The sequence below is a fragment of the Vibrio sp. TMPB1044 genome (genome assembly GCF_030442075.1).
In the GTDB taxonomy this organism is placed as follows: domain Bacteria; phylum Pseudomonadota; class Gammaproteobacteria; order Enterobacterales; family Vibrionaceae; genus Vibrio; species Vibrio satsumensis.
The window spans coordinates 259,402-274,517 of the sequence record NZ_JAUJED010000015.1; the positions used below are offsets into that span (position 1 = coordinate 259,402).

General features: G+C 43.4%; 10 protein-coding genes. 5 read left to right on the plus strand and 5 right to left on the minus strand.

Annotated elements, in window-relative coordinates; all coding sequences use genetic code 11:
* Nucleotides 1-135 precede the first annotated feature (135 nt).
* Nucleotides 136-1,065, minus strand: coding sequence for a LysR family transcriptional regulator (locus QQ041_RS10505; RefSeq protein ID WP_285953851.1), 930 nt, complete (start codon nucleotides 1,063-1,065; stop codon nucleotides 136-138).
* A gap of 26 nt (nucleotides 1,066-1,091) precedes the next feature.
* A complete protein-coding gene (locus QQ041_RS10510; RefSeq protein ID WP_010431662.1) occupies nucleotides 1,092-1,532 on the minus strand; it encodes an Lrp/AsnC family transcriptional regulator in 441 nt (146 codons plus the stop codon).
* 141 nt (nucleotides 1,533-1,673) lie between these two features.
* Here QQ041_RS10510 and QQ041_RS10515 point away from each other — a divergent pair, with 141 nt between their 5' ends.
* Nucleotides 1,674-2,258, plus strand: coding sequence for a LysE family translocator (locus tag QQ041_RS10515; RefSeq protein WP_146491027.1), 585 nt, complete (start codon nucleotides 1,674-1,676; stop codon nucleotides 2,256-2,258).
* Between the two features lie 54 nt (nucleotides 2,259-2,312).
* On the opposite strand, the gene QQ041_RS10520 is transcribed toward QQ041_RS10515, so the two are convergent.
* On the minus strand, nucleotides 2,313-2,702 hold the full coding sequence (locus QQ041_RS10520) for a DUF1294 domain-containing protein (protein ID WP_285953852.1): 390 nt from the start codon (nucleotides 2,700-2,702) through the stop codon (nucleotides 2,313-2,315).
* A gap of 603 nt (nucleotides 2,703-3,305) precedes the next feature.
* Here QQ041_RS10520 and pulA point away from each other — a divergent pair.
* Nucleotides 3,306-6,950 carry a pullulanase-type alpha-1,6-glucosidase gene (gene pulA, locus QQ041_RS10525; protein ID WP_285953935.1) on the plus strand — a complete coding sequence of 1,215 codons (3,645 nt, stop codon included), beginning with the start codon at nucleotides 3,306-3,308 and terminating at the stop codon, nucleotides 6,948-6,950.
* 570 nt (nucleotides 6,951-7,520) lie between these two features.
* On the opposite strand, the gene QQ041_RS10530 is transcribed toward pulA, so the two are convergent.
* Complete coding sequence (locus QQ041_RS10530) at nucleotides 7,521-8,351, minus strand: MalM family protein (RefSeq protein ID WP_285953853.1); 831 nt, start codon at nucleotides 8,349-8,351, stop codon at nucleotides 7,521-7,523.
* Between the two features lie 164 nt (nucleotides 8,352-8,515).
* Nucleotides 8,516-9,724: a maltoporin LamB gene (gene lamB, locus QQ041_RS10535; protein WP_048660984.1), complete on the minus strand. Its 1,209-nt coding sequence runs from the start codon at nucleotides 9,722-9,724 to the stop codon at nucleotides 8,516-8,518.
* A 434-nt stretch (nucleotides 9,725-10,158) separates the two neighbouring features.
* Here lamB and glgX point away from each other — a divergent pair, with 434 nt between their 5' ends.
* The 3 genes from glgX (at nucleotide 10,159) to QQ041_RS10550 (ending at nucleotide 14,987) form a co-directional block, all read left to right on the plus strand.
* Nucleotides 10,159-12,132, plus strand: coding sequence for a glycogen debranching protein GlgX (glgX, locus tag QQ041_RS10540; RefSeq protein WP_285953854.1), 1,974 nt, complete (start codon nucleotides 10,159-10,161; stop codon nucleotides 12,130-12,132).
* 248 nt (nucleotides 12,133-12,380) lie between these two features.
* The gene (locus QQ041_RS10545) at nucleotides 12,381-14,123 is read left to right on the plus strand and encodes a diguanylate cyclase (protein ID WP_285953855.1); all 1,743 of its coding nucleotides are present in this window, start codon (nucleotides 12,381-12,383) and stop codon (nucleotides 14,121-14,123) included.
* 141 nt (nucleotides 14,124-14,264) lie between these two features.
* A complete protein-coding gene (locus tag QQ041_RS10550) occupies nucleotides 14,265-14,987 on the plus strand; it encodes a tRNA (adenine(22)-N(1))-methyltransferase TrmK (protein ID WP_285953856.1) in 723 nt (240 codons plus the stop codon).
* Nucleotides 14,988-15,116: the final 129 nt, after the last annotated feature.

Below are 15,116 nucleotides of genomic sequence, written 5' to 3' on the forward strand. Positions count from 1 at the left end.
TTGTGGGAAAAGAGACGCTCACGCCAGCTATAGCTGAACTTTACATTGTAAATTAGTGAGCGTTAGAAAAGTAAAAAGAAGCCAGTTCGTGTGACGTTCTGGCTTCTTTTTTGATTTGATATGGCAGAGAACTCGTTAATCTTGCTGCATCTTCTCCCAAATCGTTGGTGACCCAATATAATCTTGCACTGAGGTGATGAACTCTTTTACTAGCTTGGTCTGCTTACGGTGTGGGTAGACGGCGTATATAGCAGTATCCGCTGTTGAGATGGCGTAGTCAGGAAGCAGTGTCATTAAGCCCAACTCTTTCATGGAGGCGTAAAGATTTGATTGATCAAGGAAGCCATAACCTAAGCCATCTTTCACACAAGACACCATAGTACGAACATCACTCACCTTGTAGTTACCACGAATCGTCAGGCTCTGGAAAGTGTTGCCATGCGGCTCTTCACTGATACGCAGATGATCGACCGTCATATCGCCATTGGTATAAATTACAGCGGGTAACGCGAGCAAATCTTGTGGTGTCTTCGGCTCACCATGCTGCTTCACAAAGTCGTTCGAGGCGACCAACATAAAGTTACTGTCGGCAATCTTCTTGGCAATCAAGTTCGATTCAACAAGCTTACTGAAGCGAAACGCGATATCAAACTGCCCTGCAATGATGTTGGCGATCTTATCGTCCAGTGAAAGTACGATCTGAACATCTGGGTACTTTCTCATAAACTGAGTGATGATAGGTTGCAGATATTGCTGACCAAAATAGATAGGCGACGTAATTCGTAGCACACCTTTGGGTTCAGATTGGTACGAGTCGGCAATACCTTGGATTTGATTGATAGTATCTTTCAGCACATAGGTTTGCGCGAGAATATCTTCCCCTGCCGACGTCAACGAGAACGAACGCGTAGAACGGTTGAGCAACTGAACACCTAAGTCTTGCTCGAGTTTTTTTATCTGTTTAGAGAGTGATGAATTGTCCATATCATGCAAGGTTGCCGCTTTGGTAAACGACCCTTGTTGAACGACATCTAAGAACAATAACAACTGATTAGTATTTGGCACTACGCCTCTCCTGAAATAAAACTCGACTAGCGTTCATCTTTGGGGGTATCCATCACAACCATGGTCGTTATTGATTGAACCTGAGCGCACTCCCCAAGCACATCGGCATGAAACTTCTTATAGCCCGGCAGATCTTTGGTTTCTACTCTCAGCAAGTACTCGTTAGCACCGGTAATGTTGTGGCATTCCACTACCTCTTTTTCCATGCTGACATGTTGTTCAAACTCTAGTTGAGCCGATTTGCTGTGACTCGATAAACCAATCGAAACATAAGCAATAAAGCCGACACCCATTAGGCCATTATCCAAAACTGCGCGGTAACCTTGAATGATACCTTTACGTTCGAGATCTTGTACTCGCCTTAGGGTCGCTGAAGCCGACAAGCCAATTCGTTCTGAAAGCTCAATGTTGGAGATTCTGCCGTCCAATTTAAGCTCTTGCAATATCCTTTCGTCAAATCTATCCATAGGTACTTATTATTGTGCATTTAGTGATAATAAGTGAAATAAAAGCACATAATTGCCTCACTTTCCACCTACTATGTTTCTCAACACGTGAAAGTCATGACCGGTCAGTCACTTCGTTCATTTTACTGCTGGAGAATCACAATGCCTTTAGAACAACTTAGCGCACTTGCCTTGTTTGCGTTTGTCTCGACCTTCACACCAGGTCCAAATAACATCATGCTCATGACATCAGGAGCCAATGTTGGCTTTGCCCGTACCATTCCGCACATGCTAGGAATTGCTCTGGGATTTGCAGCCATGTTACTGCTGGTTGGTTTCGGCTTGATGGGCATTTTCAACGCTTACCCTGTCTCTCACCAAATATTGAAATACCTGAGTCTTGCTTACCTCGTGTACCTTGCGATTAAGATAGCATTGAGCGGTAAAGCCAAAAGCACCGAAGCTTATAAGCCGATGACCTTCATTGGCGCAGCAAGTTTTCAGTGGGTAAACCCTAAAGGTTGGTCAATGGCACTGACTGCGATTTCAGTGTATAGCAGTGGCAGTTCATGGTGGGAGCTTGCAATCATCGCCGCTATTTTTACGCTAGCTAACTTGCCATCCGTGACCTTCTGGACGGCAGCAGGCAAGCAACTGCAACACTGGCTAACAACACCAGTACGTATCAAGAGTTTCAACTATGGCATGGCGGGATTGCTGTTAGCATCAACGATTCCAATGCTCTAATCGACTCACTATAGCTATTGATGGTTAGTACACAGTTACTAGCCATCATTACCGTTAAAGAAACCCAATAATTTCACTAACCCAACGACCAAACATCGCCTGCCCGCTCGGCGTTAACGTCCATATAAACACTGCTACATTGATTACCACAGTCAGCCAATAAATCGCCCTAAACGGCTGCTTTTGCGTTTTATGGCGTAGCTTATCTTGAGCAATCAAAGCCCCTAACCAACCACCAGCAACAGACAAAATGTGCAGGGTTTTCTCAGGCACACGCCAATTGCCATTAATCGCGGCTTGCTTGTCCTTTGCGTACACAAAAAACGTCACGACACCGATAACGAAATACCACACCAACAGCGCTTTAGAACTTCCCGCAAACAACACAGACACCGCCACCAGAACCAGATAAGTGGTAGCGATTTGAATAGATGAAGACAACATCAACTCCTTTGGGCAACAGCTCACATACTGTAGCTTACGCCCTGTAGATTTTGATAAAGATGGATAACTGGTGGTTTCGCTCACAAGAAACCTACCTTCTCCTTAAATGCACTGTGGAATTTATAGGAATTGCAAATATCTGCAAATGAAACTGACGTAATCTACCTACTTTTTTGCTTCTCCTTGAGTGCAGCTATCGTCCCTAATACATAAAAATTACTAATATTGATATTAAGAACAAATAGAACATGAAAACTTTATTACTCTTGAAAAATAAGAACATTACAAAGTGATATTAATCTCACATTAATAAGGATGAGCTCTCATCCTTATTAACTACGCCTAGCTTCTACGCCCTATATTATTGATATTAAACAAATGAGTGATTGATCCAATTAATTTAACCACAACCAGATACAAAGCGTGATACTGACACTAGGTTTCCTATATTTACTAATTAAAAATAACTTTATACATTGCCATCACAAATAGTTGACCTTAGTTAAAGCTAGGATATTCATCTTCATAAAAAGTGAAATATGGATATCAAACGTGAACAACATAAATATTAATAAGAACATCACTCTACAACGCACCTTCAACATTACAAAAAAGAGAAGCTTCAAACGCTCAACACTAGCCAAAGCGATATTGCCTCTCTTCACTGCCACCCTTATCGCAGGCTGTGGTAGCGATAACGACAGCGACACGGATGCTGGCAACAGTGGCTTATACAAAGCTGGCGAAAACGAAGTCGTTGTTTACTACAAACGTGATGTCGCGGCTGCGAGCACGTCTAGCTCGACCTATGATGGCTGGGGGTTGCACCTTTGGAATGGCGAAGGCTGCACCAGCACTGACTTAATCGCAATGGGTCTTAGTGAAAGCGGTACCAACTGGGACGCACCATATGAATTTGACGGCATCAGCGATACCTACGGTGCCTACTATGTGTTAAAAGTCGATCCTGATGCTTCTGACCCGCATAAATGCATGAACTTCATCTTACACAATGGCGACGAAAAAGCGTTTGGTAGTGCAAATTCGAAAATCGAGTTAGCCAAGCTTGGTGATTCGCAAGGTGTATTCGGATTCCATGGCAGCAGCGAGTTGTACTACGACCCAATTTCAGAAAGACCAGTCAATATTGATGGCCAAAAAGCACATTGGTTAGACGCGACCACCATTGCTTGGGAAGCCGCTAGCAATGCCGATTCTGTCAAACTCTTCTATGCATTAGATAACAGCATCACGATGAACGACGACAAAGAAATTGTCGGCGGAACTGCAATTGAACTAAGCAAAGACGGGGAGCTATCTTCTGAATTGAAAGAGCGTTTCCGCCACCTTGCAAGCTTACCAGCCCTTGCTATCGACGTTGACGACAACACGTTACGCACCATCTTAAAATCTCAGATAATTTTTGTTGCCTACAATGCTAATGGCGATGTTATCTCTTCAACTGAGGTTCAAAAACCAGGTGTACTTGATGCGGTATTTGCTAGTGAAGATACTGGTAATGCGATGGGTGAAGAACTAGGTGCTATTGTTGAAGGCAGTGCGGCTACCTTCAAGCTTTGGGCACCAACAGCGCAAAATGTAGAACTCATCCTATACAGCGAAGATCTGCAAAGTTCCCAAGTGATCCCAATGACGGAAAGCACTGAGACGGGCATTTGGGCGACTGATGCTGTGTCTAATGCAGTCAACAGTTACTATCGTTACCAAGTGAAGGTTTACCATCCAACCACAGGTAACATTGAAACTCGCCTAGTAACCGACCCTTACTCACTCAGTTTGTCGAAGAACTCTGCATACTCTCAAGTCATCGACCTTAATGATTCAACCTTGAAACCAGCGAACTGGGACGACTACGAACGACCAACCGTAGAGAAAGACGAAGACCATGTACTTTACGAGTCTCACCTTCGTGACTTTAGTTTTAGCGATAAGCTAGGTACAGCGAACCTAAATGGAAAATACCTCGCTCTCACAGAAGCAGATCGTGAGTCAGTCAAACACCTAAAAGAATTGAAAGATGCGGGCTTGACGACGCTACATATCTTACCGGCATTCGATATCGCTACCGTTGATGAAGATGAAGCGAGCCGTGTCGATATTACTGACACAGTTGGTAAGCTATGTGATGTAAAACCTACCGCTGCGTTGTGTGGAAGCGAAGACGAAAACAAAATCATCGAAAAAGTACTCGATGGTTATGATCCTTCAACAGGCGATGCACAAGCGTTGATGAATGACCTGCGCATGCTGGACAGCTTCAACTGGGGCTACGACCCATTCCATTACACGGTTCCAGAGGGGAGTTACGCGACAGATCCTAATGGTTCGAAGCGCATTCTAGAATTCCGTCAAATGGTGAAAGCCACGCACGACATGGATCTCAAGCTGATCATGGACGTGGTATACAACCACACCAATGCGTCTGGTGTGAACGATAAGTCGGTACTGGATAAGATTGTCCCTGGGTACTACCACCGTCTTAACGTCAACACTGGTGGCGTAGAAAACTCGACTTGTTGTGACAACACTGCGACCGAAAACCTGATGATGGGTAAATTGATGGTCGACTCTCTTAAGGTGTGGGCTGACGACTATAAAGTGGATGGTTTCCGTTTCGACTTAATGGGCCACCAACCAAAAGACGTGATGGTCGAAGCGCTAGAAGAAGTACGTAAAATTGACCCGAATACTCTGTTCTACGGGGAAGGCTGGGACTTTGGTGAAGTCGCCAACAACGCCCGCTTCGATCAAGCGAACCAAGTAAACATGGCGGGTACAGAGATCGGCACATTCTCAGACCGTTTGCGTGATGCAGTTCGTGGCGGTAGCCCATTTGATGGTGGCGTCGATTCAGAAGGCAACCACCCACTTCGCTTTAACCAAGGCTTTGGTAATGCAGCGATTGCCAACGAAGAAACCAAAGTTGATCAAGATTCGATCAATGGTCGTTTACATAACCAAGACCTTGTTCGTTTGGGTATGGCAGGTAACCTCGCAGAATACGTACTGATTGATTACAAAGGCGATACAAAACTGGGTAAAAACGTTGATTACAACGGTGCTCCAGCTGGTTACACCAAGATGCCTTCAGAGAACATCTCTTACGTTTCAAAACACGATAACCAAACGCTTTGGGATAACAACGCATACAAAATCGCCACTGGTACTAGCTCTGCAGAGCGTGCTCGCATGCAGTCTGTATCGCTCTCTACAGTGATGTTAGGCCAAGGCATACCATTCATCCATATGGGTTCTGAACTGCTACGTTCAAAGTCTATGCAGCGTGATTCTTACGATTCAGGTGACTGGTACAACCGCGTCATGTTTAATGGTACTGATAACAACTGGAACGTTGGATTACCACGTGAAGACAAAGATGGTGCGAACTGGGATCTGATCAAGACTATCATTGCTGACCCAGCGGCTAAACCAGACGAAGACGACATTGAACTGACTAAACAGCAATTCCTAGAGCTATTAAAAATCCGTAGCTCAAGTGAACTGTTCCGCTTAGACACTGCAGACGAAGTCATGAAGCGAGTCGACTTCCGTAACGTTGGCGAAGATCAAGTCGAAGGCTTGATTGTCATGTCTATCGATGATGGTGTGTCTGCGGGCGAAGACCTTGACCCTGCAAATGATGCGATTGTGGCAGTTGTAAACTCAACGAATGAAACTCAATCGTTCAAAATCACAGGAGCGACAGGATTTGCGCTTCATGACGTTCAACAAAACTCGGCTGACGATACAGTGAAAGGCGCAAACTTTGCCGCTGAAACCTTCACAGTCCCTGCATTAACCACAGCAGTATTTGTGCAAGCCCAAAATGGCGATGTACAAGGAGCTGGTCTACCGGTTGATAACTCAGACAAAGATGTGTCGAGCATCCCGCCATACGGCCAAACGACGGTTTACGTTCGTGGTGACATGAATGGATGGGGTTCAACTGATGATTGGGCGATGAGCTTTGTTGCCAATGGGGTTTATTCTGTAACAAGCAACTTGGAAGCTGGCGATTATGGCTTCAAATTTGCGGATGCAGATTGGAAAACACCTAACTTTGGTTGTGACTCAGTTGAGCTTGCTGATGGGTCTATCGACCTAGGTAGTGATGGTAACTGCCAACTAAGCGTAACAGAAGCTGGCACCTACACATTCACTCTGAATGCGATTCATGAATTAGATGACAATGTAGAAAAAGCAGTCGTTTCAGTAACCAAGAATTAAGCCTTAAAGCTTATGATTCTAATAAACAGATAATAAAACCAGCGCAAGCTAGCCTTTTGGGAGACGTCAGTCTCCCTTTTTTGTCCTCAATAAACTCCAACCCAGATGCACCACATCACTCCCTTACCCTCATTAACCAAACCATCAATGTAAAGAGGTAACGAACTCCCTGAATTCTTAGCCCTTAGTAGAAAGCATAACAACTCCGCGTGAGCGTCTAATTTAAGTGTATGTAAAATTTAGGAAGCGAGCTTAGGTTGGTAAATGAAATGGCGATTCGTCAATAGAGCTCGTATTCAGCTTTTTGAGAAGAGTAAAATAGACGAGAGTGTTTTTTAGTAGTTAGTAAATCAAAACTATAAATAACGAATCACGCCCATTTATATTAGCTATTGGTTATTGGTTATTGGTTATTGGTTATTGGTTATTGGTTATTGGTTATTATGTGCAAGTCTGAGGTTATTAACATTCAAGTATTCGTTGAATATCAGTATTACTTTTAATTTATTACAAGCAATAAAAAAGGCCCCTAACTAGGAGCCCTTCTTTTCATATCATTCAGTATTTTGATTACTTTTTATTGACGGCTTTTACAAAGACTTCTTGCGCGCCTTCAATACCTAGTGCTTTTGCTTCATCTAATAAGCTCAGAGCTTTAGGAATATTGTCTTCAGTTACAGCCGTTTGAATCGCATTGTGATAGTAGGTTTGCGTTTCAGGTTGAATGGTATCGATCTTAGTCGCAGCGGCTGGTTTAGCGTTAGATTCGCTGCTCGATGAACCAATAGAGAAGAAGCTCGCTTTATCGATTGTAACTTCTATTTTACCAACGTTAGCATTTGGAATCGGGATATCTTTCACTTCAGGTAAATAATTACCACGGCCTTCCGCGTCCAAACGAGCAGGATGGATCACATCAGTAAAACCTTCCAGATCGTTTTGATCTGTATAGATAACTAAATAAACTGATTTTGCTGTTGTCGGTGGGTAAAAATCGTTCTCAGTAACGAGGCGGTTCCCCAAGTGCAATCTTGGTTTCGCGTATTCGAAGCTCTCTTTACCATAACGCTCTAGCTCACGACCATTTTCGTCATAAATGACCGCATTTGGAACAAACGCTGTGTCGCCGATAATGCTCGTGATATTAATCGAATACTCACCACGGTCTGCAGGCAGCTCAATCGCTACTACAGGGCTGTTTATGCCTTGATAGTTTAATACTTGACTATTTGGTGTCACATCAAAAATTGCCGAGCTTGGTAGCTTCATAGGAGCAAATTGAAGACCAGCAATCGAGTTAACTTGTTCAGCTTGTGCAACTTGCACTTGCTCGACTACTTGTGCAGATTGACAACCGGCCAATGCTACACAGCCACTCAACATCAGAGCTTTAAAATACATAACCCTTCCTTTTTTTATTTTTTTAAGAAATTTACTAACTTTAATTACCACAAAGAGAACTATTCACCTAGGGAACGATCAACTTAATCGTACATTCCTTAAAAAAATAGCCGACACGAGCCGGCTATGAATTAGGACAGTTTAGGATTTGTTACGCTAGGTGTTTACCACCAAGCTTCAACTTGGATACCAACAACGAAGTCGTTATCTGCGCCTTGACCAGTAACAACACCGTTTTCATCTTTAACTTCACCGAATGAATCGTTTTCTAGATCCATCAGGTAGCTACCGTATACGCGGATTTCAGGACGAGCCCAGAAGCTGTCACCCATTGCCCATGCTTGAGCAACAGTAAATTTAGCGCCACCGAAGTCAACGTTGTCTACTTCACCAGCGTTATAGCCTGCTTCGAAGATAGTACGCATTGTGTCGTTCCACTTATACATTGGACGAGCCACGATAGAGTATTGGCTTGAATCATGCTTATCAACACCTAGGTCTGAACCTGCTAGGTATGCAAGTTGGTGACCCATTTCCCAAGATTCGCCTAGGTTCATTACACCCCAGTTAAGGATACGGTAGCCAAAGCCATCATCTTGAGCACCAGAGCGATCATAGTATGCACCAGAACCCCAGAAGTTAGCCATTTGAACGCCGTAACCAGCAGTACCTAGCTGAACAACTGTTTGGTTAAAACCATTGCTCATATTTTGGTGGATAATACCTGTAGCAAGTAAGCCGTCATCACCATCGTATTTGCCATTCTTATTTTCAGTACCGAAGTTGTAAACAACGCCAAGCTCTAAACTAGCATCTTCCCATAGACCGATATTCGCTAGGCGAGCATCAGCCATGTAACCAGCACCGTTCTCATCTTCGCCATCTTGAATAATTGCTAAAGAAAGTTTTTGGTTACCAACTGAAATGTTTTCGATACCACCACCAGTACCCGATGTATTTAGGAAGTAGAAGTCAGTAATGTGGATGTCTTTACGTTGGTAGTATGTTTTACCAGCCCAAAGAGTCGCTTCTTCATCGAAAGATAGAACGCCTTTTGCTTTAACAGCGAACTGAGCAACGTTAAAGTCACCGTCTTCCCAACCATTTGCGCCATCAGCACCAGAAGCAATCATTGACTCTAAACGCCAAGTTTGCTCACCAGTTTTTAGTTCTTCAGCCAAGCCAAACTCAGAGTAGTTGTCGTTTTCATTGCCTAGACGACCAATACCATTCTTCATGAATGAAACGTCACCACCATCATTTCCGCTAATACCAGTACCAGCACGCATGTAGCCATTAAAATCTACAGCGAACGCAGAGCCAGCAGCTAATGTAGTTGCCACTGCAGCAGCAATCAAACTTACTTTTTTCATTCTTAACTCCATTAAGGACGATTTATTTTAGGTTTTTATATTTTTGCTCTCTTGCGGCAACCAAAGGCAGTAATGGTAGTCGTAAGATAGAGAGGTTTAGGGTTTCCCCTGATTCGTTTCAACGGGGTCAATATTAAGAGGGGATGACAAGTTTGACTTCCTCCACCCCTAAGTTAATTAAGGGGGACTAGAGGGGAGTAGAAAATATACAGAACGGTGTTTTAAAGAGGTAGATCACTTAATCTAGGAGGAGTAGACAGCACACAGATCTAATTATTCACCTTAAGTGAGATCTACTTCAAATATATAATTTGAACCTAATCGGTAAATTATTTTTTTAACAATAATTATTCTGTGAAGTTGCTTGACCTTACTGTGACAAAGCTTTTTACTTATAGTTCACTGATGTCGATAAACGAACAAGAAATCAAGCAATGACTAGAACGCTCGCTCGCCCTTATCCACTAGGCGCAACGCTAGGAAACACTGGCTGTAACTTCTCAATTTATTCTCCTGACTGTAAATCCCTCTCTCTCGCTCTTTTTGACGAGAACGATGAATTCACTACTTATAAGTTGGAAAATGAATACGCTGATATCAGATATGTTTTTATTGATGGTATAAAAGCGGGGCAAAAATACGGCTTCATTGCTGACACTGACAATGGGCCAATCCTACTTTCAGACCCGTATGCCAAAGCAATCAGCGAACCGCTCGATTACGTCACGCCGTATACCAATGAGAAGAGCTTTGCTATGGCGAAATGTGTTGTTATTGATGACATCTTCGATTGGCAAGGCGTAGAAAAACCACGAATTAGCCGCGAAGAGACCGTTCTTTTTGAAACCCATGTAAAAGGCCTATCTCAACTTCATCCTGAAGTAGCGACCAATACTAAAGGCCGTTACTTAGGGTTAGTTAGCCCTGAAATGCTTGCGTTCTATAAACAGCAAAATATCAATTCTCTACAACTTTTACCTATTGCCGCGTGCATGCATGAACCCCACCTATTGGATATGGGGAAAGTAAACTATTGGGGTTACAACCCATACCTGTTCATGGTGCCAGACCCTCGCTATGCAGAAAAAGACGCTGTTACTGAGCTCAAAACCGCGATTCGTGAGCTGCACCGCAATGGTATCGAGGTCATCCTTGACGTCGTATACAACCACACAGCTGAAGGTGGTGAAGGTGGTACAACGTTCAATCTAAAAGCGCTGGATAGCAACTCCTACATCAAACATGGCTGTCATTATGCGAACTTCACAGGCTGCGGTAATACGGTCGATCTAACCCATCAACCTGCACTCAACTTAGTAATGGATACGCTTCGTTACTGGGTAAGTGAATTCCAAGTCGATGGCTTCCGTTTTGATTTAGCAGCCACGCTGGGGCGAGAAGGCGATAACTACAATCCAGAGGCCGCTTTTTTCAAAGCCGTTGCTCAAGATCCTGTACTTAAAGAAACTAAGCTCATCGCTGAACCTTGGGACATCGGCCCGAATGGCTACCAAGTTGGTAATTTCCCGTTAGGTTGGAATGAGTGTAACGACAAGCTCAGAGACATCACTCGTAGCTTCTGGCGCGGTGACCAAGGATACCTTAAAGAGTTTGCAACGCGCCTAATGGGCTCTCGCGATATCTACAGTGCGGCGCACTGGCCTTACAAACTCACCGTAAACTACATCACTTACCATGATGGTTTCACTATGCAAGACCTTGTTTCTTACAAGCACAAACACAACGAAGAGAATGGTGAAAACAACCGCGATGGACACGGTGACAACCGCTCTGAGAACTATGGTGTTGAAGGAGAAACAGAAAACCTGTTGGTTATCGCCACGCGAGAGAAGCAGAAACGTAACTTCATGGCGAGCTTACTGTTTGCTTTTGGTATTCCACATATTCTGACGGCAGATGTGTTATCTCATACTCAAAAAGGTAACAACAACGCTTACTGCCAAGATGGCGTAACCAGCTGGCTTAACTGGGAAGATTCCGAGCGTAAGAGTTACTTCAAGACTTGGCTGTCTGAGATGATCTCCGCACGTCAGCAATACATGGTGCCATTTATTAAAGCATTCAGTGGCGAAAAGCGTAACTCTAACCGCATCTTCTGGAGGCGTGTCGATGGCACACTCATGGAGCATGATGACTGGAATCGTTTAAGCTCAGTTGCGCTGCATTTAGGCATTGGTAAAAATGGTGACGAGTTGATTTATCTGATCAACCAAACCAACGCACCAGCACGTTTTTCTTTACCTAGTGATCGTGATCAAAACTGGGTGAAGATCTGCGATACTAACCTACGAAATGTAAAACCAGGTCATGCTGAAGGTGAAATGTTATTGTCGCCAACTTCGATGGCGATTTTGCACTATTCACCAGGCAAAACTGAGTTAAGTTAAAAGTTAAGCCAACGTAATAAAACACCGAAAACCATAGAAGCCAGTTATATTTATGACTGGCTTTTTTGTTAGCCTAATATCACAAAACTCATTCATTTATATGGAATCATTTGCATTGATGTGATTACGAAAACTGTTTAGTATGGCCGTACTATAAAAATGAATCTATAACGTCTTTGGATATCATGGCTTTACCTAAAACATTAATTCGGCTTTTTAAACCATACATTATTTTATTAACTGGAGGGATGCTCTATCTAGCTGTGGCTCAGCTTGAAAAAGTAGAAACAGCAGCAACTGAACAATCATCGTCAAACATTCGTATCGCAAGCTCCACTATTCGTTCCAACATCGAAGCGACATTCGGCAAGCTCTATTTTTTAGAAACCAGTCTAGGCCTACCTAAAACGGCTCCAATCGGTGATAAAAAATTCAGAGAATTGAGCGATAATATTCTAAAAAGAACGCCAAACTTCTCCGATATCGTTCGATACCAACCACAATCCCAACAATATATATCAAGTCGTGGATTACCTCTTTCCCATAAACAAATCGATTCCATAAAATGGAACTCAATAGACAGTGTGGTTGAGGATTTCTACATCTCTTCGATTTACCAAAAAGCAGATGGTCGTTGGGTGTTCGCAGTTAAACATACAGCGGAAAGATTGAATGAAGAAATATGGATTGAGTTTGACCTTTTACACACCACACAAGGATTAAGAGACTTAAAAACGCTTAATCACGGCTATGTGTTTGTAGTTGACCGAGCAACAGAACGACTGGTCTTCCACCCAGACCCAAAGCGTATCGGATCTAAATCAGTCAGCTATCACGCAGGTATCAGCCATCAACTCGCACAAGGTGAAACCGTTGGTAAGCACGAATATTACTATCAAGATAACTTCAAAATATCGGTATTTGACGCTGACAACAGCTTGAACTGGGTATTCATCGCAGGCACCGATCGCCATGATATCTTAACCAGCTCACACCAATTTACGTTAACTGGCTTGGTACTTGGTTCACTGCTTCTATTATGGATTGGCGCAAACTATCTGGCTTATCGTTTGAATGTGTCCTTGTCACAACTGAATAAAGTCGATGACCTTGTAAGCTTTAAGCGAGAGTTAAAATCCATACTGGACAGCTTCACCTACCAAAAAGGCATTCAATTCTGTCTCTATCAGCCTGAGAACCACGCATTCAGTACCATCGACTATTACGGAAACAAGTCAACGGTACATTGTGACAAAGCCCTCGCAGAGCAATTTACACCGGACACCATGGCTTACAGAAGCGGAAAATACGCCGACCCATTAGCGTGTAAACTCAAAATACACCAACGTCATTACTGTATTCCTTTGCACTCTCGTAAGCAGTTGATCGCAGTGTTGTACGTAAACGCAAACTTACCGATCAGCCAGAGTATTCTGCGAATGATCCGGGATTACACTGAGGTCTCTTTGTCTAACTTACTGCTTCAACATCAATTGAGTAGCAAAGATCTGATGACGCAGTTAGACAATAAGAGCAGTTTCAGTATCGCCATCGAAAACTACGCGAGCGAGCCCGATACCTATGTTGCTCTGCTTGATATCGATAACTTCGACCACGTAAACCGTGCCTACGGTGAAGCAGTCGGTGACAAGATGATCAAACTGACTGCAGAATCGATACGTTATTACTTCCCGAAACCGAAAGGACTTTGCTTGGCGCGTGTTGGAGGAAAGGAGTTCGCGGTATTGTTCAAAGCCAATGATGTGAAAGATGCCAAATTCCAGCTAGACCAGTGCCGAGTCGGAATCGCGGAGAAAACCATCGTCACTCCAGATATCACCTTATCGCTAGGGGTTAGCGTGGGGTACTCACAAATAGAAGGCGAAACAGACTCAGCTTTAGCGCTAGCGGAACAGGCAAAGCTTATCGCGCAACAACTTGGTAAGAACCGAGTGGAAAGCCACATCAGAGCCGTTGCCAAAGCATCTTAAACGCATTCCAACAAGCCTGTAGATTATCACACACGACAAAGCACCTAGGGTTCCAAATTCAAGGTGCTTTTGTTTTTCCAGAAAGTCATTACAATGCGCCTTCGATAAGACAATATCCCCTTTTCTAACGACACGAATCTTATGAAGCTAAGTAACCGACTGCAAACTCTCCACTCCCTTGTCAGCAATGACTACCAGCATATTTGGGACTGTTGCTGTGATCATGGCTTTTTGGGTGTTCAACTGTTGTCGGATAATAAAGCACCTCAGATTCACTTTGTCGATATTATCCCGTCTCTAATGAGTGAACTTGAAGACAAGCTAGCGCACTACTTTCCACAAGATAATAAAGCTGAACAAACGGTTACCAGTCAATGGCAAGTCTACTGCATGGATGTCGCCGCTATTCCGCTTGAGAAACATACCGGCAAACACCTAGTTATTATTGCAGGCGTCGGTGGCGATCTCACTCAGAAACTCGTCGATGACATTCATCGTCAACACCCAAACAAAGCGATCGATTTCTTGCTTTGTCCGGTGCATCAGCAATTCGAGTTGAGAAGCCATTTAAAGGCGCTCAATTTTGGTCTTATTGATGAAATGTTGCTCGAAGAGAACCGTCGTTACTACGAGGTGTTATTGGTGAGTAATAACCAAGGTGATTCAGAAAATAGCCAAAACATTAGCGAGATATCAAACGTAGGTGACAAGATCTGGACACCAAGTTGTGATGAACAAATGAAGGTATCACAGCAATACAAAGCCAAAACATTGCAGCATTATCTTCGCATTCATCAAGGCCAAGAGCAGCAAGGTAAACCCAGCGAAGTGAAGCACATCATTGATGCATACCAAGCGATTTAGTCCTCACCTGTTCTGCATATAGCATTGATTTTACTACCACTAGATTATAGTAAGTACTAACTTTATCGCTTACCGTTAGTAAAGCCGATTAAATAAAAAAGCCGACAGTTCAATGAACTATCGGCTTTT

Coding starts and splice junctions, on each gene's coding strand:
- glgX (WP_285953854.1), top strand. CDS start 10,159: ATGACTAGAACGCTCGCTCGCCCTTATCCACTAGGCGCAACGCTAGGA.
- QQ041_RS10530 (WP_285953853.1), bottom strand. CDS start 8,351: ATGTATTTTAAAGCTCTGATGTTGAGTGGCTGTGTAGCATTGGCCGGT.
- QQ041_RS10550 (WP_285953856.1), top strand. CDS start 14,265: ATGAAGCTAAGTAACCGACTGCAAACTCTCCACTCCCTTGTCAGCAAT.
- QQ041_RS10515 (WP_146491027.1), top strand. CDS start 1,674: ATGCCTTTAGAACAACTTAGCGCACTTGCCTTGTTTGCGTTTGTCTCG.
- QQ041_RS10545 (WP_285953855.1), top strand. CDS start 12,381: ATGCTCTATCTAGCTGTGGCTCAGCTTGAAAAAGTAGAAACAGCAGCA.
- lamB (WP_048660984.1), bottom strand. CDS start 9,724: ATGAAAAAAGTAAGTTTGATTGCTGCTGCAGTGGCAACTACATTAGCT.
- QQ041_RS10520 (WP_285953852.1), bottom strand. CDS start 2,702: ATGTTGTCTTCATCTATTCAAATCGCTACCACTTATCTGGTTCTGGTG.
- QQ041_RS10510 (WP_010431662.1), bottom strand. CDS start 1,532: ATGGATAGATTTGACGAAAGGATATTGCAAGAGCTTAAATTGGACGGC.